Genomic DNA, 22,890 nt, shown 5'->3' with positions numbered 1-22,890 from the left:
AGCCGATGAAATCAACCAAGGCCATCCAGTGACCGTTGAACGGCGTGGGCCTCACCCAGCGACCGGGGATAAACGATGAGTGAGCGCGAACAATATTTCCTCGGCTACCGGCGCGCGGAGCAGGAGCGGTTACAGCAGCAGTCCGAGCAGCTGGCCCACGAGGCGGACTGGCTGCTCGATCAGATCGGGCTAGCCGCCGGTGCCCGCGTCCTCGAGCTCGGGTGCGGCCCCCGCGGCTGCCTGGACCTGCTCGCGGCGCGCGTCGGCCTCGCGGGGAGCGTCGTCGGCGTCGAACGAAGCGGCGAAGCGGTCACCCTCGCCCGGAAGTTCATCGCACAGCGCGGCCTTCGCAACGTCGAAGTCCTGGAGGGGGACGCCCGAGCCACATCCCTCCCGAAGGAGTCCTTCGATCTGGTCACCGCCCGTCTCTTGCTGGTCAATGTCCCTGACCCGGAGCAGATCGTCGCAGAAGCCGTGTCGCTGGCGCGCCCGGGGGGAGTCGTGGCGTTCCACGAGGTCGACTGGGCCGCGATGATCTGTGATCCACCCGAGCACGCATGGACCACGCTCATCGAGCTGTTCGTGCGCTACACGAAGCGCAACGGAATCGATCTCTTCATCGGGCGGAAGCTGCCGCGGTTGCTCCGCGATGCCGGCCTCGCGTCGGTGCGCATCCAGCCGATCGTCCACGTTCATCCGCCCGGCGACGCTCGTCGCCCCATCCTGCTCGAGTTCGCCGACAACCTGCGCGAACGCATCCTCTCCCAGCGCCTGATCGCGGAGCAGACCTTCAGCGATCTGAGGGAAGCGTTGATGCGTCACATCGAGAATCCAGAGACGCTCGTCGTGCACGGTCCGTTCTTTCAGGTATGGGGCCGCAAACCGCGGTAGCGACGCGCCTCCCTGCGAGCGATGGAGCGGACCGCGACGGTGCGACATGGGCACGTCAGTGAAACGAGCCCGATCACGGCCCCACGAAGCGAACCCGCCCGAACCGCCGCGCCCGGTGGAAGTTCCCCTCGCCAAGGATCGGCGACCACGCCGCCCCGCCGTTGTCCTGCATGGCGTAGAAGTTCATCCGCCACGCGTCCCCGGGCGACGGCGGCGCCGCCTTCGCCTTCGCGAACGAGCGCCACGGGATCTTCGCCTCGACAACGTACCCCACGTCCTCGTCCGACCCGTCGTCGAGCGTCCCTCTCAGCGCGACCGCGCTCGCGAGGCCCGCGCTCCACGCCTCATGGCCGAAAGGCCCGCTCGGGCCGCCCCTTGGAGCGTTGTAGTCGTCGAACTGCGAGTCGAAGACGAGGTTCTGCGGGTTGATCTGGATCTCGTAATAGTCCTTGTTGTCCCCGTCGCCGTCGGGGTCGATCATCACCTCGACGGTGTCCCGCTCCCAGAGGTGCGGATCGCGCGCGCCCTCGGGGAACCCGCCTGTGATCGTCGTGTCGCGGACGTCGAATCCGACGTAGAGAAACCCGTCGTCCCAGAGCAGCCGCGCCTCGCCCTGCGTCGGCAGCGACCGATCCTCGCGGCCCGTGCCCACGTTGACGAACGGGCCTGTCGCCGCCGCCGCCTGCCACGCCGGCTCGTCGAGGCGGCCGTCGATGGCGATCGCCGCCCCGGGCGCGAGCTTGCGCACCGAGAGCTCTTTCACGACGGCGGGCGGTCGTCTCTGGCTCTGTCCGGCCCCCGCGCCGCTGCTCGCCGGCGCGCGACCCGTCGCCCCGGGCGGCGCCGCCTCCTGCTCGCCCCCGCCGCCCCGGGAGCACGCGGCGGCGAAGGCCACGGCGACAAGCGCGAGCGCCCGCGCGCGGGCGTGCGCGCCGTGCGCGCTGTCAGTAAAGCGCCGCCGGCAGCAGGGCCCGCGCACGCGGCCGCCGCTACTTGCGCCCCTTCTTGCGGGCGTCGCGCTCGCGCTTGCGCTGCGCCTTCTTCGCGTTGCGCTCGGAGGCGCTGAGCGTCTTCATCTTCGTCATGTTCGGGCCCCCGGCGCCGGCGCCCGGGAAGCCGCCCATGCCCGGCATCCCCATCCCCGGGAAGCCCATGCCCGGGAAACCCATGCCCGGCATCCCCATCCCGGGCATGCCGCCGCCGGCCATCATCTGCTTCTGCATCTCCCGCATGTTCTTGGCCATGGCCATCTGCTTCATGCCGGGGATCTTGCCCATGAGGCCCATGTTCTGGCCGAGGCCGCTCATCATCTGGCGCATGAACAGGAACTTCTGGACGAGCTCGCTCACCGCCTCGGGCTTCGAGCCCGAGCCCTTCGCGATGCGCTCCACCCGCTTCGGCTCGCGGACCAGCGCGTACGGGTCGCTCTTCTCGAGGCGGGTCATCGACTGGATGATCGCCTCGATGCGGACGAGCTCCCGGTCGTCGAGGTTCACGTCCTGGGGCAGGCCGCCCGGGAACATGCCGCCGAGGGGCAGCTTGTCGACGAGATCCTTCAGCGATCCCATCTTCTGGATCATCCGCACCTGATCGAGGAAGTCCTCGAGCGTGAAGTCGCCCTGGAGCATCCGCGCGGCGTCCTTCTCGGCCTTCTTCTGGTCGACGACCTCCTCGAAGTCCTGCATGAGGCCGACGACGTCGCCCATGCCGAGGATGCGGCTCGCCATGCCGTCGGCGCGGAACGGCTCGAACTTGTCCGTCGTCTCGCCGAGGCCGGTGAAGAGGACGGGCGCGCCCGTCACCTCCTTGATGCTGAGCGCGGCGCCGCCGCGGGCGTCGCCGTCGAGCTTCGTCAGCACGACGCCGCCGATCGACAGCCGCTCGTTGAAGCCGCGCGCCGTCTTCACGGCGTCCTGGCCGATCATCGCGTCGACAACGAGGAAGATGTTCTCCGGCTTCGTCGCGTCCTTGATCTGCGCGAGCTCCTGCATGAGCGGCTCGTCGATCGCGAGGCGGCCGGCGGTGTCGTAGATGATGACGTCGCGGCCGAGCCGCTTCGCCTCGCCGCGGGCCGCGGCGCAGATGGCGACCGGCGACTCTCCCGGCACGTTGAACACGGGGATCTTGAGCGACTCGCCGAGGACCTTGAGCTGCTCGACGGCCGCGGGGCGCTGCATGTCGGCCGCGACGAGCAGCGGCTTCTTCCCCTGCTTCTCGAGGTAGCGCGAGAGCTTCGCGCAGCTCGTCGTCTTCCCGGAGCCCTGGAGGCCGACCATCATGATGCCCGTGGGCCCGCTGTCGGCCCAGGCGATCTCGTCGCCCTCGTGGGTCATCATCGCCTCGAGCTCGTCGTGGCAGATCTTGATGAAGTGGTCGCTCGCCGAGACCTGGTGGACCTCGCCGGCGTGCTTCACGCGCGTCTCCAGGGTGCGGCCGACCGCGGCCTCCTTGACCCGGGCAAGGAACGCCTTGACCACCCCGATCTCGACGTCGGCCTCGAGCAGGCTGAGCCTTACCTCGCGGAGCGCGACGTCGATGTTGCCCGCGGTGAGCTCCGTGAGCCCGGCGAGGCGGTTTCTGGCCTGACGAAAGCCCCGTGTCAGCGTGTCGAACATGGCAGGGCGGGTCTTAGCACAGGGGACCGCGAGCGCGGATCCCCTTGCCCTCTTCAACGCCGCGCGACGCGCTGCGCGGGCGCGGCCGGCGCCCCTCCCCGGGGCGCGCGGCGCGGGCGCCTCGGCCGGCGCGGACGCCGCCGGCGCGGGCGCGGGCGACGCGGGCCGTCACATCCCGCGCCGGCCCGAGCGGCGGAGGATCGCGAGCGCCTCGGCGCACCTCGGCATGACCTCGGCGCTCTCCTTGACCTTGGCGTCCGCCGCGACGAGATCCGCCAGCGCGCCGGGCCCTGCGGCCCCGTCGGGCGCCTCGAGCAGGGCGCGGACGCGCGCCTCGGCGGCCGTGGCGTCGAGCAGCAGGCGGTAGGCCCGCGCGCACGTGTCCTTGGCGCTCGCGGCGGGCGGCGTCGATGCGGGCTGGCGCTCGAGCTCCGCGAGCAGCGCCTCGCGCGCTTCGCGCGGCTCGCTCGGGGCGTCGCGGAGGACGTCGATCGCATGCAGGAGCGCATCCGCCTCCTGCTGCTCGGCCGATCGGCCGCACCCGGGCGCCAGCTGGACCATGGCGACGGCGGCGAGCGCCGCGGCGATCCGCTTCGCTGCGGCGATCCGCCGGTCGGCCGTCCCTGCTGCGCCCGCCGTCCCTGCTGCGCCCGCCGCCCCTGCTGCGCCCGCCGCCCCTGCGCTGCCCGTCGCGCCGAGCCTCGTCGTCACGCTGGGCGCCCTCAGTCGGCGGTCTTCGCGGGCGGGCCCATCTGGATGCGCTCGCCGAGGTAGGAGCCGATCAGCGTGAAGAGCACGCCGATGAGCGCCATGATCACGTACATGAACAGCGGCATCGTCCGGACGGTCTGGCTGTGCAGGAGGTAGAAGACGGTCGGGATCGCGACGAGGAACGACGCGACGACCGGCTCGAGGAACGTCTTTCCGGGCGAGATCATGCCGAGGAGGACGCCGCCGATGAACCAGACGGGGATGGCGACGATCATCCCGTTCGACCCCTCGAAGTCGAGCTGCTGCACGATCATGGGGAGGCCGCCGACGAGGGCCGCGGTGAGCACGCTCTGCAGGACGAGGGCGATCAGGCACCAGAGGATCGAGAAGCCCTCCTGCTGGTAGCGGCGGTTGCGGTCGAGCTCGGAGTCGCGGAAAGGCGCGAGCGAGCCCATCCTGGCGCCGCACGCGATGCAGCGCCCGCTCGCCGTCACGGAGGCGTTGTTCGCGCCGCACGACGGGCACAGGATGGAGCTGTCGTTCTTCGAGGGCATCGCGGCTAGGCTAGGCAAGGCGCCGCGCGCGGGCAAGCGCGTGACGCGGCCCCCCGGACCGCGGCCGGGCGAGCGCGCGGCGAGCTCAGGGGCGGCCCGTGAGGACGGTGGGCGGCTTGACGGTGCCTGCGGGGCCTCCATGCCGGCCCATGCGGGGTACCGCCCGCGCCGCCCCCCGGGGCGTGTTCTGGCGCCGGCCCGGCGATCGCGTCCCGCGGTTCCTGATGGGCGAACGCGCGGGCTAGACTCGGCGCCCCGCCGACGGACGCTCGCGCGGCGGGGATCCCGCCGGCTGCCGCGAGCCACGCAAGAGGCGCACGAATGGGCCTGGACGCGAACGTGATGTGCAGATGTTGGCTCGACGGGACGACGCGGACGCCGCCCCCGCACGCGGAGCACGTGGGGTTCGATGACGACGGGCGGCTTTGCCTGACGCTCCCGGAGGAGGAGCATCAGGACGCGCACGACGCGTTCTACGCATGGATGGAGGACTGCTGCCCGCACCAGGGTATGTGGCTCGCCTCCGAGTGGATCTCGAACTGGGCAGGTCTCAGGGCGTTCCAGGCGGCGCTCGGTCGGATCGGCTGGCAGCGCTTCCCGACGCTGCAGGCCGAGCTGCCGGCGGCGAACGGCGGCAGGATGCCGGCCGAAGCCAGCGCGCGCGCGCTGGGAGAGCTCGCGCGGTTCGCCGAGCTCGTCGCCTCCGTCCGCTCGGCCTTCCTTGTCGATTCCGGGACCGGTGATGAGCTCTATGACTTCATTCCGCAGTACGAAGGCATCTTCGTCTTGAGCGGCTCGGAGCAGATCAACCTCGGCTTCGACGCGAATGGCTTCTTCGTGCGGAGCCGCGGAGCGCCGCCCTGCGAGCTGTTCCGCGCCCTGCGCGTCGAGCAGATCCTGCTGGAGCCCGAGCGCACCGAGGCCCACGAGGGCGGCCGCGTGCTGCTCCGGGACCTCGACACGGGACGCGAGCTCGAGTCCATGGTCGCCGTTCCCGGCAGGTGCATTCCCTGGCCCGACGGTCGAATGCAGGACGACAGGGGGCGCGTCCGCTCCGCGTATCCGCGCTCCTTCCACGTGGCGCAGCGCGCGCTGCGCATCGCCGATTTCGAGCAGATCCTCGGCTCTCTGCGCCGGGTCTTCGAGGCCTCGGTGGCCACGGGCAACCCGGTGTGCTGGTCCTGAGCCCGCGCACGCGCGCCGGGAGCGTGTCGTTCGCCCGCGTCTCGCGCGCCGCGCCCAACGTCCTGCGCGCCCGGGTCCGCCGCGCCCGAGCCCGCTCCTCCCCTCGTCCGAGGACCGGCGAGACGGCGGTGCACCGCGGCCGGCGCTCCGGCTATATACTCGACGAAGCGTGCCCACCGACCCGACCTCGACCCTGGAATCCATGACGTCCGGCCCGCGCGGCCCGGGTGGCGATGGCCTCGACGTGGCGGGGCCCGATCCGGAGCTGCTCGCGCTGCCCTCGCCGCCGAAGCAGGAGCGCACGGTCACGGTGGCGCTGATGGCGGCGACCGCGATCGCCGCGCTGTGGATGGCCGTCGCGCTCCTCGGGGAGGCGCGTTACGCGCTGTCGGCGGGCCAGCCGGCGGACGTGGGAGAGCTCGCGTCGCTGCGGCCGCAGGCGGACCTCGCGAACCGTTACGTGCGGGCCGGAGGCCTGCTCGGGACGCGCGGCGCGATCCGGTACGGGCGCGCCGCCGAGGGCGACTCGTTCCGGCTGGCGCCGGTGGCGGGAAACCCGGCGCTGTGGGTGGAGATCCGGGTGCCGGAGGGGTTCGAGGGCCCGCGCTTCGTTCCGCCGAGCACGTTCGCGGGGCGGCTCGTGCCGTTCAAGAGCGCGGGCATCCGGCATGCGCGGCTGGCCGCCGAGGTGGAGGAGCAGGCGGGGATGGCCGTGACGGACGACGCCTGGCTGCTCATCGACGGCAGCTCGCCGCGCGCGTCGCGCTGGGCGGTCGCGCTCGTGGCGCTGTTCCTGGGCTTCGCGGGCTGGAACCTGTTCGGCATCGCGCGGGTGCTGCACCGCGTGCGGGACGCGAGGGACGCGCGCCGCGCTTCTTGACGCGCTCGCGGCAGGGGAGCAGGACGCTCCCTGCCCACCGATGCCCAAGGTCACCTTCGTCAACGAGCACAGGACGGTCGAGGCCGCGCCGGGTCGTCTCCTCAGCGACATCGCGGCCGAGCTCGGGATAGCGGTCTGCCGCGAGGCGTTCCGGGGCACCGGCATCGGCGACTACACGTGCTGGGTGAAGGGGGAGCCTGGCGCGACGTCGCCCCCGACGTTCCTGGAGAAGCTGCTCGGCGCGCGGGGCCAGCGGCGGATGGCGAACAGGACGCGCGTGCTCGGCGACGTGCAGGTGTGGACCCAGGCCGGCCCTGGCAACCGGCTGCGCGCGCCGCGGCCGATCGCGCCGCCGCCGAGCCCGGCGACGGATCCGGAGGCCCCGCGCAAGCCGATCGACGCGAGCGGAAGCGCGGCGTTCCCGTACGGCGATCCGCGCGCGGTCGGCCACGGCAAGCGAGAGCCGATCGCGGCGGGGGCGCTCGAGGCGAAGGCCGCGAAGGAGAAGAAGGCGAAGGCGGCCCCGGCGAAGGCGGCGGAGGGCGCGGCGCCGGAGGCGACGGCGAAGGCGGCGGAGGGCGCGACGACGGAGGCTACGGCGAAGGCGCCGGAGGGCGCGGCACCCAAGGCCGCAAAGGCGCCGAAGACTGCTGCAAAGGCGCCGGAGGCGAAAGCGCCGGAGACGAGTGCGACGGAGCAAGCGACAGAGGCCGCTGTCAAGGCGAAGGCGACGGACATCGCGGCGCCGGAGGCTGCTGCGAAGCCGGCGGAGAGCACGACACCCGACACTGCCACCGCACCAGGAATCACGGGATCCGGGGCCGCGGCGCAGGCGCCCGGACCTGCAACGGCAGCCAAGGAGACCGGCGGAGGTGCGTCGGAGTAGCGGTCGTCGCGCGCTCACGCCACGCCGACGCGAGCGAAGTCGAAGGCGTCGAGCGGCCTTCTTTTCGACGATCCCCGCGCAGGCTGACGGGGCTATACAGGGCTTGAGGGGGTATGTTCTTGAGAGCTGCTTTAAGCCTGTGCTCGTAGCTCCAAGGTGCGAAGGCCCTCGACCGTCCACCCGACAACTCATCCTGTTTCTTCCGCGCTGGCCGAATTTGCCCTAGCCTCCGAGGCTGGAGGCTGCCCGCGATGAAAGCACGCCGGCGCAGACGAGCATGACTGAGATATCGAGGAAGGCGATTGCGTCCTGGCAAGCGCATCTCCAACACGCGCAGCGCGACGGCGCATGGCTCCAGGCCATGACGGCTCTCGAGGAGCAGCGCAAAGAAGTCGTGCCGCAGATCCGGGAGCTGCTCGACGGCTTCCTCGCGGGCAGCACCGAGCTCGAGCGCTTCCGGTCGGAATTCGATCGGCGGAGCCGCACCGAATGGAGCACCTTCGGGCTCGGTGGGTTCGGCGGTGGCATGGTGCTGAACAAGCTGGTCAAACACGTGCCCGATCACGCCACACTTGCGGCGAAGCTCAAGGCCGCGCTCCGCGTCCCTGCCGACGAGAGTGCGGCCACGCGGCAGCTCCAGGAGTTCCTCGATTACCTCGCGGCGCTGGAGACCACCAATGTCACCACGGCGATCAAGGCCGATACGTCGCGGGTGCCCTTCTTCGTGCCCTTCTGGTGGCATGTCCAGGCCCCTCGGGAGTGGCCCATCTATTACAAGTCCGCGCGCTCCGCGTTCATGGCGGCGGGCCTCCTCGACGAGGAAGCGGGCATTGCAGACCAGTACACGCGTTTCCGTCGGGTTTTTCTGGAGCTCGCGAAGGCACTCGACATCGACGCCTGGCGCCTCGAGCAGCTCTGCAAGCGCGTCGGGGGCGGTGAGGGTGAGGGCGCCCATGAGGAGAGCGTGATCGCCGCGCCCGACACGACAGAAGGCGGCGCAGAGCGCCGCGTCTGGCTGCTGGCACCCGGAAAGGGCGCGCGCCTCTGGGAGGACTTCAAGAAGGAATCCATCGCAGCGATCGGTGTGGATTCTTTGGGGGACCTGAAACGGTACGCCGACGTCGACGCAATCCGGAGGAAGCTCGCCGAGGGTCGAAACGACGGCAGTATCCCGACGAACGACGCGCTGGCCTGCTACGAGTTCGCGCACAAGATGCAGATCGGTGACGCCGTCGTCGCGAAACGAGGCATCCATCACATCGTCGGCTACGGCATCATCAATTCGGACTATCGCTTCGAGCCCAAGCGCTCCGAGTACAAGCACGTCCGCACAGTGAAGTGGCTCAAGTCCGGCGACTGGCGTGTACGCGACAAACCGCTGGTAACGAAGATGCTGACCGACATCGGCAAATACCCGCAGCTCGTGGCGCAAATCGAGGACGCGCTAGGTGTCCGCGGCAGCAACGGACCCGAGCGTCCGGAGCCGACGAAATCGTACAGGCTCGACGAGGCATGCCGTGACCTCTTTCTCGGACGTATCCAGATCGAGCGGATGCTCGGGCTCCTGCAGAACAAGAAGAACCTCATCCTGCAAGGCCCCCCCGGGGTGGGGAAGACGTTTGTGGCGAAGCGGCTCGCGTACCTGCTCCTCGGCGAGAAGGCTCCCGAGCGTATCGACATGGTGCAGTTCCATCAATCGTACGCCTACGAGGACTTCGTCCGCGGCTACAGCCCGACCGAGGAAGGCTTCGTGCGGCGCGATGGCCCATTCCTCCGCATCTGCAACCGCGCTTTGCAGGATCTCGACAACTCCTACGTACTCATCATCGACGAAATCAACCGCGGCAACTTGAGCAAGATCCTGGGCGACCTGATGATGCTCATCGAGTCCGACAAACGTGACCAGGAGTGGGCGACGACGCTCTCGTACTCGACCGAGGACGAGGAGCCATTCTACGTCCCCCCGAACTTGCACATCATCGGCACCATGAACACAGCGGACCGCTCGCTCGCCCTGGTGGATTACGCCCTTCGGCGCCGCTTCGCGTTCGTCTCGGTCGCGCCGAGCTTCGAGGCCGAAGCGTTCGCCGCGGAGCTCTCGCGGATGCAGGTGCCAGAGACGCTCATCGGGCGGATCCGGGCGCGCATCAAGCTGCTCAACGAGATGATCCGGGGCGATCCGCAGCTCGGCCAAGGCTTCTGCATAGGCCACAGCTACTTCTGCCAGGTTCCGGCGGGGCGCGCCCCTGCCGTGGACTGGTATGGGCAGATCGTCGAAACTGAGATCCGGCCGCTGCTCGAAGAGTACTGGTTCGACGCGCCCGATCGCGCGGCAGACGCGCTCGCGCTCATGTACGACGATGAGCACTGACACCGTGGAGATTCCGATCCGGAACGTGTACACGCTGCTCGCCTACGCGTCCGGGTTCCTCGATCTCTCGGCCGTCTCCGAGGTCGGCGCGATCGAGGCGGACACGCCAGCAGATCTCCTCGCGCGGCTGCTCGCGGACGGGCTCAGCGCGCTGCTCCGGCGTGGGCCGTACCGCGCGTACCTCGAGCGCGCGGAGGATGTACGGCGGCCGCGTGGCGCCATCGACGTGACGCGCACGGTCAGCGGCGCGCTGCGGTCGCGAGGGCGCGTGGGCTGCCGCTTCGATGAGCTTTCGTACGACGTCATCGAGAACCGCGTCGTCAAGGCAGCAGCCCGTTTGCTCAGCACGTGCCGCAACATCAAGCGCGAGCTCGCCGTCGCGCTGCGCGCCGCGTGCTTCCGCATGGAGGACGTCGCGGATGTCGAGCTCCACGCGGAGTTGCTGCGGCGAGCCCGCGTCCCTCGCGGGCATCGCCTCTACGGGATGCTGCTCGACATATGTCAGCTCGTGCTGGCCAATTTTCTCCCGGACGAGCAAGGGGACGGAGCTCGACTCCGGGACTTCACCCGTGACGACGAGCAGATGGCGGACCTGTTCGAGGCGTTCGTACGCGGCTTCCTCCAGCACCATCTGGACGGGGCTCGCGTCACCCGCGAGTGCCCAAGCTGGGCCAGCGCTTCGGGAGAGCGCACGGCGCTCCAGCTCCTGCCGCGGATGATCACCGACGTGTCGGTCCGCTGGCCCGGGCAGTGCACCATCATCGAGACCAAGTTCGTGAGGCGGCCGTTCAGGGAGCTTGCAGACAGCGCGCGGCTCAAGCTGAGATCGGATCATCTGTACCAGCTCTTCGCCTACGTGAAGAACACCCGCGAGCGGGAGCCAGCGTCGATCAATGTAGACAGCGTCCTGCTGTACGCGAGCGTCGGACGCGGCCTATCGGAGACATTTTCGCTGGGCGACATCCGCATCTCCGTCCGGACGCTCGACCTGTCGGCGAGCTGGGCTGACATCCGTGCGGCCCTGCTCTCTTTGCCGTTACGACGCGTCGCGACGCGCATGGTGGCTGTATGAGAACTCGCTGTCCGCGTGCAGGGCGAGGCGCTTCGTCGAACCGGACGATGGCGTGCGGCTTCGCAGCACCATCGTGTGAATCACACATCGCGACATGCGGGCCGGTCGTGCCAAGACGATCACTCCTCGCAACCGCAGACACCTCCGTGATAGGAGCAGCAGCCACGATACGAGGAGCGGGCGCAGAGGCAGCTCGGCGAGAGCGTGCCGTCGCAGCACTGCACCCGGAGGCTCGCCTGTCGCCTCTCCTCGGCCGCCTCTTTCATCAGCCGCCGCCTCTCTTCCGCGGCCTCTTGGAGCTCCCGCCGCCGCCTCTCCTCCGCCTCCCGCCGCTGCCGGATCTCCTCCACACCCGCGTCGACATCCGGCCGCAATCGCGCGACCCGCGCGAGGAGCGCTGTACACGGTTCTGCCTGCTGCACGTCGGTGCCCCGGAACTCGTCCAGCGCGAGCTCCACGCGGCTCAACGCAGCTTGAGCATCCTCCCACCGTCGTAGCGTTGCCTTGGTGGAGGCGACCTGCAGATCCCGCGCGATCGCCGGGGCGACGTCCTTGAAGCGGGCAGCGGCTCTCAGCTCCCTCGCGCCCCGCTCCCGCTCCTCCTCGGCGCGCTGTTGCGCCTTTCGGGCGGCTTCCTCCTCGTCACGCCGCTGGATGGCCTCGCGCTCTCTCCCGTCGACCTCGGCCTCCGTGCGCGCAACATCCAGCAACGCCACCCCGACACAGGTGCTCCGCGCCTCGTGGAGATACGACCTGGCCCGGTCGAAGCCCGCCGCCTCGAGCGCCTCGTTCGCGCTGCGGCGCGCCTGCTCGCAGGCGGCAAGCGCCTCCCGACGGACGCGCTCGTCGGCGCTGCGCTTCGTGATGAAGCCCGCGAGGCCCACGCTCAGCAGGCCGGCCACCGCAGGGTAGACCACCCACGGCGCCCGGCGCGACGCCAGCGCAGCAGCCGCGAACGGCCGCGGTGCAGCCGCGGTCAAGGCACCGATCGCGACCGTCAGGCCAGCGATGATCCCTGTTCCGAGCACGACGAGCGCCACAGGCTCGGAGGTGGCGCCAATCGCGTAAAGCAACAGCAGCGTGTAGACCTGGGTCCCGGCCCACCCTAGGGCAACGCCGAGCCTGGCTCTCGCCTCACCCGTGTATCGCCCCTCCGCGCTGACGATCTCCCGAAGCACGAGCCGTCCGAGCATGATCGCAGGCACGCCAAGGAGGGGCCCAAGCACCATCGCCGCAACGCCTAGCTTGAAGAGCGTCTCGCTCGACGGATGAGGCCGCGGGAAGAGCCCTTTCAGGGTTGGCACCGGACCCGGGCGGGGCGGCGAGCTGGGCGAATTCCGATCGACCACCGTCACGTCTCCAGCGCAGCGAGCGCCTCCTCGATCCACCGAATCTGCTGCGCTTGCAGCTCGTCTGGGACCTCGTCGGAGCGGACGGCATCGAGCGCGGCGAGCAGATGGCGGCGCTTCGCGGCTGCCGTCTTGAGCCCATCCACCTTCTCCAGGACGGCGTCGACCTCGATCTGGGAAGCCTCCAGCAGGAGCTGTTCGCGCAGATCCTGAAGCGTGAGCCGTTCGAGGCCGAACCGCACGGCACTCCTGCGCCCCGCGGGCCCCTTCGCGGCCTCGAGCTTTGCGAGCGCCTCATCCAGTGTTTCCTTTTCCTGCGCCCGTAGCGCCCGCTGGCGGCGTTCCTCCTCCTCGGCAAGGATCGCCTCCCGGCGCGCCTGCTCTCTGGCACGGATCGCCTCCCTGCGCGCCGGTGCGTCCTCGTATTCGCCGAGCGCCTCGTACTCCTGGTCGGCCTGCATCGGCTTACAGGCGTCCTCCAGGGCGATCGCCAGCTTGTAGCCGACTGCACGCGCGGTCTCCTCATCCATGGGAAGCTTGAGCGCGTGGCGGAATCCCCCCGCCGCGAGGTCGTGCTGGCCCGCCGCGCCGAGCTTCTCCGCGTGGGCGATCGCGACCTTCAACGCTTCTCGCTGCTGCGCTTGTTCCTGACGCTTCCGCGCCTCCTCCTCACGGCGTCGCTCCTCCTCGACATGGCGTCGCTCCTCCTCGACATGGGCATGCAGCGCCGGAAGACGCTCGGCCACGTCCTCGAGGCCGCCCTGAGCGATCAACGCCTGGTACTCGGCGATGGCGGCAGAGCGATGCTCGTTGTCTTCCAGCAACCGCGCCAGCTTGTAACGCAGACTGCGCGACAGCTCGGGAGCACAGCCCGGCGCATCTGCAGCCTGCCTCAGCGCCATCGCTGCATGTTCGATCTCGCCCAGTGCGACCTGTGCGTCCGCCAGCGCCGAAGCGCCCAGCGGAAAGGCAGGATCCGACGCGGCGAGCTTGAAGTCGGCTACGGCCTGACGCGGGCGCCCGTCGAGCACATGAATCTGGGTTCGCGCGACCTCGATACTGCCAGCTCCCTCGCCCCCTGGGCGAAACGGCAACGGCGCAGGCAGCCCAGGAAAGGCCAGCTCCATGCCCGACGAAAGCCGGCCGATGCTCGGGACCCGCGCTGCGGCTCTTTCCAAGGCCGCGAGGGCGTCCTGGTAACGCGCGCGGCATGCGGCGTGGGCTGCGAGGAGCAGCCACGCGTCGGCATCGTCCCCTCCGCGGGCCTCCAGCTTGCTGAGCAGCTCGGTGCCCCTGGGATCCGATGCGTGGAGGGCGGCGATGGTATCGAGGAACAGCACCTCCAGGCGCTCGCGCCATATACGTCGAGCTATCCGGTAGATGGCGTAGGCAGCGCCCGCGACGCCGAGAAAGATCCAGACGGCCGGGATCGTCAGGACCATGACGAGCGCATACAGGAGCATCGCTATGACGCCGGTCAGCGCGATGAACACCAGGAGCACCACGAGAGGGTGTCTGCTCCGCGACGCGCCCTGCCCGGAGGGCGGGAGACGCTCGCGGTATACGACATAGCCTACGCCGACGAACCCGAGCGCGATCCACGGGTACGGCGTCGCGAGAACCGCGGCCAGGGCGGAAACGATCGCGAGCAGCGCGTAAAGCCCCAACCCGATCGCGAGCAAGATCGCTAGCGCAGTCGCACCGGCCGATCCACCACGCCGTCCGCGTGTCCGTGGAAGGCGGACGCGAGGGAAGGATCGAGGGCTACGGCGTCCCATTCGCCACGTTCATTCTCGACGGGGACGCCGCTGCTTGTCAATGTGCCCTTGCACGGCGGTGGGACAACCTCGCCCCTGGCCCCACGTTGGCGGTTGATGCTGGTTGTCGCGCGATACCCGCTCGGTCGAGGGCTGGCACGGTGGCGTGCAGGAGGGCGCGGCTCGGCTTCGTGATGACGTGCTATCAGACCAGGTGGTCCTCGCAGAGATCCCAGTTGCAACAGCCGACGTCACACCGCACTGCGACCAGCCGAAGCCTTGAAGTCCATGATCATTCACTGCGAATCATCTCGCAGTGTTCTCCATGTCGCTCTCTCACAATCGCCCGCTATGACCGTCTTTGATTTCTCTCTGCATGACGCCTGCCGAAACCCCTGGGCCGGAGCCATCTCCATCACCCCCGTTAGGCCCCTGCATGAGCGGCTCGTACAACGTACCCTCCGTCTCGAGCGCAGGCGGCGCAAAGATCTTACTCACGGCCTCCAGAGCGATATCCCCTCGAGCAACCCAGAAGACCGCCGCCGCCTGCCGCATCTCGTCCGCGACCTGCTCCGGGGTCTTGGGTGTACGGAACGCGTCCTCTTGGATTTCCAGGGTTAGCCGCATACAAACCTCCGCGACCTCAGGAAGCTAGCCCCTTCTTGCGGGCAAGCACACCGCCAACCCATTGCTTTGCGGCCAAACTGGTCGGGCATCCGCCAGCGCTTCCCCCTCTGCCCCTGCCCCTGCCGGGTCTCGGCAGCGCTTCCCCCCCACCCCTGCCGGGTCTTCGCAACGCTTCCCCCCACCCCTGCCGGGCGTCCGCAGCCCTTCCCCTCACCCCTGCCGGCAGGCGGCAGCGCCTCTCCACGCCCTTCCGTGCCGGCGAGCGCCGGAACGCGTGGGCGAGGGCCCGGGGCGATGGATCCATGCTCGTCCTCGCCGACCTGACGCTGACGCGGAGCAGAAGCCCGCCCATCACTGGCCGACGGAGCTGGCCAGCGCTCGGCGCTCTTCAGAGATCTCCGACGTCTCCCCAGCAGCGGCCGGACCGCCCGGTTGCACGCCATAGTGGATTTCACTATCCTGTCTCCGCGGGGAGCACCGATGAGAGGGACGGGAACGGCGAAGCGTGGCCGGGATAAGGAACGCGGTCCGGCGGGACGAGGCCTGGACGAGGACAGCGGACCCGTCAGCGTGGTGCTCCCGGCCGAGCTCCGGGAGCGGGTCCAGGCCGAGGCGAAGAAGCGCGGCCTCAAGCTCTCACCCGCGATCCGCGCGCTCCTCATCGAGCGCGTCCAGGAGATCGACGACGCGGAGCAGCTCAGCCGGGCCGAGGAGTGGCAGCGAGCCCAGGTCTGGGCGGTCTGGGAGCGGATGAAAGCTGGAGACCACGACGAGGCCGCGCGCCAGGAGATCGACTCCATCTTCGACGAGGCGCTCCGTGACGCCCCTCGTCGCCGCCCCCGCTAGGCCAGGGCGCCGCGTGGGCCGCCGCGTCCGCTTCCGCCGGGAGTTCGCCCGCGATCTCCGCGATCAGGTGCGCTGGCTCAATGAGGACCGCGGGATCGATCAGGTGAAGCGCCTGCGGACCGGACTCGACGAGGCCATCGAGCTCCTCGCCCGCTTCCCTGGGATCGGTCCCGCCGAGGCAAAGGACGACGAGGACCGCGCCGTCGTCCGCAGGATCCTCCTGCGCAAGCTCCCCTACGTCGTCTGGTATCTCGTGGACGCCTCCGACCCCGACGGTGACCTCTGGCTGCTGCGCCTCTTCCACGCGCGGCAGCAGCGGCCGCTGGCCGGGGCCGGCCTCCCCTCACGGAAGCCGCGGACGAGGTGAACGGGCAATGCGTCGCGTCGCTCCTCCCGGCGCGCGCCAGCCCCCGCAGCGCTCCCGCGCACAGCCCCCCTCGGCGCCCGGCGTGCTATGCACGCGCCGATGAGCGACGTGGTGGTGATCGGCGGCGGCGTGGCCGGGTGCGCCTCGGCGCTGGCCCTGGCGCGGCGCGGGCTGTCTGTCCGCGTCCTCGAGCGCAACCAGGGCGAGGGCGCTTCGTGGGCGGCGGCGGGGATCATCGGCCCCCAGCTCGAGGCTTCGGGCGACGGCCCCCTCGCGCGGCTCTGCCTCGCGAGCCGCGCCCTCTACGCGGAGCTCGCCGCGTCGCTCGTCGAGGCGACGGGGATCGACGTCGGGTACCGGCAGAGCGGCGCCCTGCGCGTGGCGTTCACCGCGGAAGGACGCGAGGAGATCGCGCGCGAGCTCGCGTGGCAGCGGGAAGCCGGCCTCGCCGTGGAGATCTGCGACGGCGACGGGGCCCGCGCGCGCGCGCCGGCGCTCTGCGACGAGGTCGCCGGCGGCGCGTGGCTCGCCGACGAGGCGCGCATCGATCCGCCGTCGCTCATGCGCGCGCTGCGCATCGCGGCGGAGCGCGCGGGCGTGCGGTTCAGCACCGGCGCGACCGTCCGGCGCATCGTGGTCGAGCGGGAGCACGCGCGCGGCGCGCAGCTCGAGGACGGCACGAAGGTCGAGGCCGGCTGGACGGTGCTCGCCGCCGGGAGCTGGTCGTCCCTGCTCGACGCGTCGGGCCTCGCCCCCTCGGCGGTGCGCCCGGTGCGCGGGCAGATCGTCGAGCTCACGCCGGCGTCGCCGGTGCTCTCGCAGGTGGTCTACGGGCCCGGGTGCTACCTGTCGCCGCGCGACGACGGGCGCGTGCTCGTCGGCGCGACCGTGGAGTTCGCCGGCTACGTCACCGCGGTGACGTCGCGCGCCGTGCGCGACCTCCTGACCGCGGCGCTCCGGCTCGCGCCCGCGCTCGGCGACGCGCCGATCGGCAGGACGTGGGCCGGCCTCCGGCCCCACCCGAAGGACGCGCTGCCGATCCTCGGCGAGGGGGAGATCGCGAATCTGCTCTTCGCGACAGGGCACTTCCGCAACGGCGTGCTGCTCGCCCCGGTGACGGCGAAGATCGTGGCGGCGCTGATCGCCGGAGAGGAGCCGCCGGTGGATCTATCGCCCTTCTCCGCCAGACGGCCCGGCATCACCGGCTGAGCGCGGCGGCGAGATGTGCGCACCGCGCGCGGCGAGCTGACGGTCGTCCGCTCGAGCATCGATGCGCGGAGACCCTCGCGATGGTTCGGCGCGGCAGCGCCCAAGCCCGCTGGACCCCCTGCCCGATGGGAACGACGCCAGCGTGAGGGTGGCAACCCGCTGAGCTCCCTCGCGAGGCAAACGCTCATCGGGGAGCCTCGATCGCCAGCCGTGAATTGACCACAGCCCATTCGGTCAGCAGACGAGACGCTGACAGACATCCTTTTTTCAGGACGGCGGCCAGACATGCATGGCAATGACCTGTCGACCAGGAGCAGGCTCCCCAGCACGAGCTTGACATCGCCGGCAAATACCGTATCTCATCTCCTTGAGAACTTCGATCTTACTTGGTGGCATCATCACGCACACTGCCTTGAGGTCGGTAAAATGATCCACCGAAAGGAGAATACCTTGAACTTACGCACTGCCGTCCCCACAATGTGTGTCGCCCTGACGGCTGTTCTCGCGGGCTGCGTCGTAGGCGCCGACACAGGCGCTGGCGAGGGCTCTGTGACAGGCAGCGATGAAGTCGGCGGACAGCAATCATCGTCGCTCTCTGCGCCGGGTTGCACGGTTCGCCTCACGCCGTCGAGCCTCGTCGCCAGCGTCGCGCAGGCCGAGAACCCGGCGGCGAACGTCGGCGATGGCAGCCTGGCCACCCGCTGGTCGGGCCGCGGCAAGGGCGCCTACGTGACGGCGGACCTGGGCGCGAAGCAGCGCATCTGCGGCATCTCTCTCGGCTGGTACAACGGCGGGGTCGACGGGCGCATCTACGACTACGCGCTCTCGACGTCCACGGACGGCCAAAATTTCTCTCCGCTCTTCGCGGGGAAGAGCCTGCCCAACACCTCGCTCCAGCCGGTCGAGCTCCAGGCCGTCGACGCGCGGTACGTCCGCCTCACGGTCAACGGGAACACCCTGAACGACTACGCCAGCGTGACGGAGCTCCAGATCTCCGCCAGCGCGGCCCCCCCCGACGCCTTCGTCCATCCGGGCATCCTGGTCAGCAAGGCACAGCTGGATTTCGTCAAGACGAAGATCGGCGGCGGTGCGCAGCCCTGGACCAAGGAGTACCAGCTCGCCAGGGGCTCGAGGCACGCGAAGCGGGACTACGTCGCCAGCCCGGTGCCCGTCGTCAAGTGCTCCACGCCCGGCTCGAAGCAGAAAGCCATCGAGTTGGGCTTCGAGCAAGCGGGGTGCAGCGAGATCGTCAACGACGCGAACGCCGCCTATACGCAGGCGCTGCTCTGGTACTACAGCGGCGACGCACAGTACGCCGAGAACGCGCGGCGCATCCTCGACGCCTGGGCGCGCACGATGACCGCCATCCTGTTCGATCAGCCCCGCTTCCCGGACAACAACGGTCAGGTCTACGCCAACGGCCACTTCGCCGCTGGCTGGGCAGGCACCAACTTCCTGCGGGCCGCGGAGATCTTGCGCTACACGTACGGCGGCTGGACGGCCGAAGACACGGCCCTGCAAGAGAACCACTTCAAGACCGTCTACTGGGACCTGGTGAAAGACGGCTGGACGGGCGGCGCGAACCGGACCTCCGTGATGAACGAGACGGCGCTCGGCATCGCGATCTTCACGAACGATCGCGAGAAGTACGAGTACGTCGTGAGCCAGGTGGAGCACTCCAGCAAGGCCATGATCTACATGCCGAGCGACGGCCGCCAGCCGCTCTATCCCATCTATCAGGGCCGGCCGCGCTACACCGACGACGCGAAGGGCGCTCTCGCGGGGATCTGGAGCAACCCGACGCGCACCATCGCCGGCCTGGAGCAGGAGACCTGCCGCGACCTCGGGCACATGCAGATGGGCGTGAGCTCGCTGGCGAACATGGCAGAGACCCTTCGCATTCAAGGCGATGCGCGCAGCGCCTACGGCGACGACCCGGTTCATGACGAGAACCGCCTGCGGGAGGCGCTCGAGCTGAACGCCGATTACGTGCTGCAATACCTCGACAACACGGGCAATCGGGTCGGCGTGAAGGTGACGCCCGCGGGCTGGATGCCGGCGCGAAACTGGCCGTGCAGCAGCTTCGCCGAGACCGCCGGCGGCGGCTCGGCGGTCATGGGCTGGGAGATCGGGTACAACGAGCTCCGCAACCGGCGCGGGATCAGCATGCCGAAGACAGAGGAGCTCATCACGCGCGTCAGGGCGATGAGCAGCGCTTCCACCCGGGTCGGCAACCACATCGGCTGGGAGACGCTGACGCACGCGGGCGCGCCCTAGCCGCGTGTGGCCCCGCTCGTCCTGAACACCGGCTCCCGCGCGCCGCGGGAGCCCCTCCCCTGCGTCGCCCGCCGGCGTTGATGCGTTCTGGACCACATCGCAGTCGAGATCCCGCGCGTCAGGAACTTTTCTCGGGGCTCGCCGTGTCCTGAAATGGTCCGGGGAACGAGGCAGCGTCGGCTCACCTCCTCCCGGCCCGGCCCATGCGCACGTTTCCCCACACCTCGTTCCTCGATCGGCTCCTCGCCGAGCTCCCGTGCCTCCTGCGCGCGGCGCGCCGCCTGACGCGCTCGGAGCAGGACGCCGAGGATCTGGCGCAGGCGACGATCGTGCGCGCGATCGAGCGGCACGCCGACCTGCGGGACGAGGATCGCATGCGCGCGTGGCTGCTCCGCATCGAGCGATCGGTGCTGCTCAACGCGACGCGCGGCGCGCGGCAGCGGCTCGAGGTGATCGAGGGCGGCCGGGGCGCCGAGTCGGTGCCGGAGCCGCAGGGCAATCTGGAGGCGGAGCTGCTCGAGCGCGGCTTCGCCGACGAGGTCGAGCGCGCGCTCGCGCGCTTGCCTCCGGAGTGGCGCGAGGCGCTGCTCCTGCGGGAGGTCGAGGAGCTCTCCTACGAGGAGATCGCCGATCTCCAGGCGTGCCCGGTGGGCACGGTGCGATCACGGCTCTCGAGGGCGCGGCTCGCGCTCGTCGAGGGCCTCTCCGAACGATGCGAGGAGACGTCATGGCAGGGTGCAACCGCGAGTGGTTCGAGAACATTTCGGCGTGGCACGACGGCGAGGTGACGCCCGAGGACGCGGCGCGGATCGAGGCGCACCTCGCCGGCTGCGCGCCCTGCCGGCGCGCCGCGGAGGTCCTCGGCGGCGTGCGGCGCGCGCTCGTCGCGAAGGCGGACGGCGAGGTCCCGGAGCGCCTGCGCGATCGGGCGGAGGCCGCGGCGCGGAACGCGCGCGCGCGGCGCCGCCGCCCCTGGGCGATCACGGCCGCCCTCGGCGCGGCCGCGGCGGCCGCCGCGCTGCTCGTCGGCAGCCCGGGCCGGGGCGTGAGCGCGGCGATGGCCGACGAGCTCGTGAGCCACCACGTGCGCGGCTTCGCGCGAGAGCGCCCGTGCGACCTCGAGTCCTCCGATCCGGACGCCGTCGCCGGGTGGCTCGAGAGGGAGCTCGGCTACGCGGTGACCGTCCCGGCGGTGTCCGGCGCCCGGCTGCTCGGGGCGCGCCTCTGCCAGATCGGCGGCACGCGCACGGCGGCGCTCATGTACGAGAGCGGGGACAAGCCGCTCACGGTGTTCGTGCCGCCGCCCGGGTCGGGCGCCGCGACGGCGGCGCGCGCGCTCGCGGGGCGCGGCGTGGGGTGCACCCGGGGGCCGCTCGGCAACGCGATCTGCGCGAGGAGCGTGGAGCAGCCGGTGCTCGCGGTGGCTGAAGTGGACACAGCGGCGCTCGCGCCGGCGCTCTTCGGGCGCTGATCCCGTCGATCGCGAGGACCCATGACGATCGGCTCATTGCTGGCGCTCTTCGGCGCGGGGCTCCTGACGTTCGCGTCGCCCTGCGTGCTCCCCATGCTCCCCGTCTACCTGTCGGCCCTCGGCGGCGCCGGGGCGCTCGGCGGTCCGGATCCGGCGGCGGCGAGGCGCGGCGTGCGCCTCGCCGGTGTCGGCTTCGCGATCGGCCTCGCGATCGTGCTCGTCGCGCTGGGCGCCGGCGCCTCGGCGATCGCCGCGGCCGTCGCGCCCCACCGGCGCGCGTTCACCGTCGCGTCCGGCGTGCTCCTGGCGCTCTTCGGCGCGAAGCTCCTGGGCGTGCTGCGCCTCCCGTGGCTCGAGCGCGAGGCGCGCCCGCTCCTCTCCCGCCTCCCGGGCGCGGGCGGCTTCTGGGGGGGCATGCTCTTCGGGATCGCCTTCGCGGCGGGGTGGACGCCGTGCGTCGGCCCGGTGCTCGGCGCCGCGTTGACCTACGCGGCCAGCGCGGGCGCGAGCCCGCTCACCGGCGCGATCCAGCTCGGCGCTTACGCCGCGGGCCTCGCCGCGCCGCTCGTCGCCGCGGCCTTCGTCGGGCCGGCGGCCGTCGCGCTCGCGCGCCGCCTGATGCCGGCCACGCCGGCCCTCCAGCGCCTGACGGGGGCGCTGCTCGTGGCCGCCGGGATCGCGGTCGCCGACGGCCGCCTGGACGCCCTCTCGCCGGCGCCCGCGGCGGCCGTCGATGCGGGCGCGGGCGCGCCCTGCGAGGTCGGCCCCGCCGGCGCGTGCGCGGCCCCGGAGGGCGCCGTGGCGCAGGGCGACGTCGCGCTGCCCGAGGGGATGCCTCGGCTGATCGAGTTCGAGAGCGCGCACTGCGCGGTGTGCGAGCGCATGGCGCCGCTCGTGAAGGAGCTCGAGGCGCGCTGCGCCAGGGAGGACGGCACCGTCCTGCGCATCCAGGTCGACGATCCGCGCGGGCGGGCCCTCGCCGCCCGCTACGGCGTGCGCTTCGTTCCGACGTTCCTCAGCGTCGACGCCGCCGGGCAGGAGGTGGAGCGCGCCGTCGGCGAGCTGCCTGCCCAGCGGCTCGCGAGCCTCATCGGCGACGTCCGCGGCGAGGCGTGCCCCCCTGCCTTGTGAGCCCCGACGGCGGGGCTCGCTGCCCCTTCATCCCGGAGACCACCCGAGCCTCGCGGAGCGCCGTCTACCAGCGCTCAGGCGGGAGACACCGTTCCACGACTGGCTACGTCGCCGCGAGCCGCGCGCGCACCTTGGCGAGGACCGCGACGTCGGCGGGCGGGAAGAGCTCGTCCCGGAGATCGGCCGCCTCGGCCCAGCGCACGTCGGCGACGTCGAGCGCGGCGGGCGCGGGCGAGCCCTCGGCGAGGGCGGCGGCGTAGAAGAGGAGGAGCACCGGCCTCTTCGGATAGCGGTGGTAGGTCACCTCGACGATGTCGCCGACCCGGGCCTCGACGCCGATCTCCTCGCGCAGCTCGCGGATCAGGGCGTCCCGCGGATCCTCGTCGGCCTCGACCTTGCCGCCGGGAAACTCCCACGCGCCCTCGAGGTGCGCGCCCGCCTTGCGCTGCGTGAGCAGGACGCGGCCGCGCTCGATGATGACGGCGGCGGCGACGAGGACCAGGGGCGGAGCGGGCTCGGGCGTGGCGGACATGGGCGCCTAGAATGTCGGTCGCGACGCGCAAGACAAGGGCGAACGGCGCGCTCGACGCCGCACATCCCTCCGGCGTCTTCATTGCCTTGCGCGGCTCGGATTTCTCACCCTCGGACGCGTGTGCCGGTGGCGGCGGGAGCGGGGGCGCGATCGGCGACA

At 70.9% G+C, this 22,890-nt stretch carries 20 protein-coding genes; 13 read left to right on the top strand and 7 right to left on the bottom strand.

Annotated features, from left to right (window positions below; all coding sequences use genetic code 11):
* The first annotated feature begins 75 nt into the window (after positions 1 to 75).
* Complete coding sequence (locus WMF11_RS47565) at positions 76 to 891, top strand: methyltransferase domain-containing protein (RefSeq protein WP_437905655.1); 816 nt, start codon at positions 76 to 78, stop codon at positions 889 to 891.
* Positions 892 to 964: 73 nt separating this feature from the next.
* Here the strand turns inward: WMF11_RS47565 and WMF11_RS47560 are convergent, their stop codons facing one another.
* From WMF11_RS47560 to WMF11_RS47545, 4 genes are all read right to left on the bottom strand, one after another.
* Entirely contained in the window at positions 965 to 1,870 is a 906-nt protein-coding gene (locus WMF11_RS47560) for a carbohydrate-binding family 9-like protein (RefSeq protein ID WP_437975491.1), read from the bottom strand.
* A 10-nt stretch (positions 1,871 to 1,880) separates the two neighbouring features.
* Entirely contained in the window at positions 1,881 to 3,506 is a 1,626-nt protein-coding gene (gene ffh / locus WMF11_RS47555; RefSeq protein ID WP_437975490.1) for a signal recognition particle protein, read from the bottom strand.
* Between the two features lie 168 nt (positions 3,507 to 3,674).
* Complete coding sequence (locus WMF11_RS47550) at positions 3,675 to 4,217, bottom strand: hypothetical protein (RefSeq protein WP_437975489.1); 543 nt, start codon at positions 4,215 to 4,217, stop codon at positions 3,675 to 3,677.
* An 11-nt stretch (positions 4,218 to 4,228) separates the two neighbouring features.
* Positions 4,229 to 4,771 (bottom strand): hypothetical protein, encoded by a 543-nt coding sequence (locus WMF11_RS47545; protein WP_437547410.1) that lies wholly within the window; start codon positions 4,769 to 4,771, stop codon positions 4,229 to 4,231.
* A gap of 339 nt (positions 4,772 to 5,110) precedes the next feature.
* Between WMF11_RS47545 and WMF11_RS47540 the strand changes: the two genes are divergently transcribed.
* The 5 genes from WMF11_RS47540 (at position 5,111) to WMF11_RS47520 (ending at position 11,165) form a co-directional block, all read left to right on the top strand.
* On the top strand, positions 5,111 to 5,956 hold the full coding sequence (locus tag WMF11_RS47540) for a hypothetical protein (RefSeq protein WP_437975488.1): 846 nt from the start codon (positions 5,111 to 5,113) through the stop codon (positions 5,954 to 5,956).
* 169 nt (positions 5,957 to 6,125) lie between these two features.
* Positions 6,126 to 6,836 carry a hypothetical protein gene (locus WMF11_RS47535; protein ID WP_437975487.1) on the top strand — a complete coding sequence of 237 codons (711 nt, stop codon included), beginning with the start codon at positions 6,126 to 6,128 and terminating at the stop codon, positions 6,834 to 6,836.
* 40 nt (positions 6,837 to 6,876) lie between these two features.
* The gene (locus WMF11_RS47530) at positions 6,877 to 7,722 is read left to right on the top strand and encodes a hypothetical protein (protein ID WP_437975486.1); all 846 of its coding nucleotides are present in this window, start codon (positions 6,877 to 6,879) and stop codon (positions 7,720 to 7,722) included.
* A gap of 526 nt (positions 7,723 to 8,248) precedes the next feature.
* Positions 8,249 to 10,093: an AAA family ATPase gene (locus WMF11_RS47525; RefSeq protein ID WP_437975485.1), complete on the top strand. Its 1,845-nt coding sequence runs from the start codon at positions 8,249 to 8,251 to the stop codon at positions 10,091 to 10,093.
* A 4-nt stretch (positions 10,094 to 10,097) separates the two neighbouring features.
* Complete coding sequence (locus tag WMF11_RS47520; RefSeq protein WP_437975484.1) at positions 10,098 to 11,165, top strand: 5-methylcytosine restriction system specificity protein McrC; 1,068 nt, start codon at positions 10,098 to 10,100, stop codon at positions 11,163 to 11,165.
* Between the two features lie 119 nt (positions 11,166 to 11,284).
* Here the strand turns inward: WMF11_RS47520 and WMF11_RS47515 are convergent, their stop codons facing one another.
* Positions 11,285 to 12,394 carry a hypothetical protein gene (locus WMF11_RS47515; RefSeq protein ID WP_437975483.1) on the bottom strand — a complete coding sequence of 370 codons (1,110 nt, stop codon included), beginning with the start codon at positions 12,392 to 12,394 and terminating at the stop codon, positions 11,285 to 11,287.
* Positions 12,395 to 12,516: 122 nt separating this feature from the next.
* Positions 12,517 to 14,196 (bottom strand): hypothetical protein, encoded by a 1,680-nt coding sequence (locus tag WMF11_RS47510; protein WP_437975482.1) that lies wholly within the window; start codon positions 14,194 to 14,196, stop codon positions 12,517 to 12,519.
* Between the two features lie 1,272 nt (positions 14,197 to 15,468).
* On the opposite strand from WMF11_RS47510, the gene WMF11_RS47505 reads away from it, so the two are divergent.
* From WMF11_RS47505 to WMF11_RS47475, 7 genes are all read left to right on the top strand, one after another.
* Positions 15,469 to 15,744, top strand: coding sequence for a hypothetical protein (locus tag WMF11_RS47505; RefSeq protein WP_437975481.1), 276 nt, complete (start codon positions 15,469 to 15,471; stop codon positions 15,742 to 15,744).
* A 13-nt stretch (positions 15,745 to 15,757) separates the two neighbouring features.
* Entirely contained in the window at positions 15,758 to 16,111 is a 354-nt protein-coding gene (locus WMF11_RS47500) for a type II toxin-antitoxin system RelE/ParE family toxin (RefSeq protein ID WP_437975480.1), read from the top strand.
* Between the two features lie 99 nt (positions 16,112 to 16,210).
* Positions 16,211 to 17,320, top strand: a complete 1,110-nt coding sequence (gene thiO / locus WMF11_RS47495) for a glycine oxidase ThiO (RefSeq protein ID WP_437905647.1) — start codon at positions 16,211 to 16,213, stop codon at positions 17,318 to 17,320.
* A gap of 549 nt (positions 17,321 to 17,869) precedes the next feature.
* Complete coding sequence (locus WMF11_RS47490) at positions 17,870 to 19,597, top strand: discoidin domain-containing protein (protein ID WP_437975479.1); 1,728 nt, start codon at positions 17,870 to 17,872, stop codon at positions 19,595 to 19,597.
* Between the two features lie 203 nt (positions 19,598 to 19,800).
* Positions 19,801 to 20,385, top strand: coding sequence for an RNA polymerase sigma factor (locus tag WMF11_RS47485; protein WP_437975478.1), 585 nt, complete (start codon positions 19,801 to 19,803; stop codon positions 20,383 to 20,385).
* Positions 20,325 to 21,068 (top strand): zf-HC2 domain-containing protein, encoded by a 744-nt coding sequence (locus WMF11_RS47480; RefSeq protein WP_437975477.1) that lies wholly within the window; start codon positions 20,325 to 20,327, stop codon positions 21,066 to 21,068. Before WMF11_RS47485 ends, WMF11_RS47480 begins: the two co-directional genes overlap by 61 nt.
* A gap of 21 nt (positions 21,069 to 21,089) precedes the next feature.
* On the top strand, positions 21,090 to 22,199 hold the full coding sequence (locus WMF11_RS47475; RefSeq protein ID WP_437975476.1) for a cytochrome c biogenesis protein/redoxin: 1,110 nt from the start codon (positions 21,090 to 21,092) through the stop codon (positions 22,197 to 22,199).
* Positions 22,200 to 22,302: 103 nt separating this feature from the next.
* On the opposite strand, the gene WMF11_RS47470 is transcribed toward WMF11_RS47475, so the two are convergent.
* Positions 22,303 to 22,731 carry a (deoxy)nucleoside triphosphate pyrophosphohydrolase gene (locus WMF11_RS47470; RefSeq protein WP_437547399.1) on the bottom strand — a complete coding sequence of 143 codons (429 nt, stop codon included), beginning with the start codon at positions 22,729 to 22,731 and terminating at the stop codon, positions 22,303 to 22,305.
* Between the last annotated feature and the right edge of the window lie 159 nt (positions 22,732 to 22,890).

The sequence above is a fragment of the Sorangium sp. So ce295 genome (assembly GCF_051527405.1).
Lineage (GTDB): Bacteria > Myxococcota_A > Polyangia > Polyangiales > Polyangiaceae > Sorangium > Sorangium cellulosum_B.
This window is presented reverse-complemented; position numbering and strand designations above follow the sequence as displayed.

Bases quoted from the DNA above. Each gene is read 5' to 3' on its own strand.
- WMF11_RS47525 (WP_437975485.1), top strand. From the start codon at position 8,249: ATGGTGCTGAACAAGCTGGTCAAACACGTGCCCGATCACGCCACACTT.
- WMF11_RS47565 (WP_437905655.1), top strand. From the start codon at position 76: ATGAGTGAGCGCGAACAATATTTCCTCGGCTACCGGCGCGCGGAGCAG.
- WMF11_RS47545 (WP_437547410.1), bottom strand. From the start codon at position 4,771: ATGCCCTCGAAGAACGACAGCTCCATCCTGTGCCCGTCGTGCGGCGCG.
- ffh (WP_437975490.1), bottom strand. From the start codon at position 3,506: ATGTTCGACACGCTGACACGGGGCTTTCGTCAGGCCAGAAACCGCCTC.
- WMF11_RS47485 (WP_437975478.1), top strand. From the start codon at position 19,801: ATGCGCACGTTTCCCCACACCTCGTTCCTCGATCGGCTCCTCGCCGAG.
- thiO (WP_437905647.1), top strand. From the start codon at position 16,211: ATGAGCGACGTGGTGGTGATCGGCGGCGGCGTGGCCGGGTGCGCCTCG.
- WMF11_RS47470 (WP_437547399.1), bottom strand. From the start codon at position 22,731: ATGTCCGCCACGCCCGAGCCCGCTCCGCCCCTGGTCCTCGTCGCCGCC.
- WMF11_RS47475 (WP_437975476.1), top strand. From the start codon at position 21,090: ATGACGATCGGCTCATTGCTGGCGCTCTTCGGCGCGGGGCTCCTGACG.
- WMF11_RS47515 (WP_437975483.1), bottom strand. From the start codon at position 12,394: ATGGTGCTTGGGCCCCTCCTTGGCGTGCCTGCGATCATGCTCGGACGG.
- WMF11_RS47530 (WP_437975486.1), top strand. From the start codon at position 6,877: ATGCCCAAGGTCACCTTCGTCAACGAGCACAGGACGGTCGAGGCCGCG.
- WMF11_RS47480 (WP_437975477.1), top strand. From the start codon at position 20,325: ATGGCAGGGTGCAACCGCGAGTGGTTCGAGAACATTTCGGCGTGGCAC.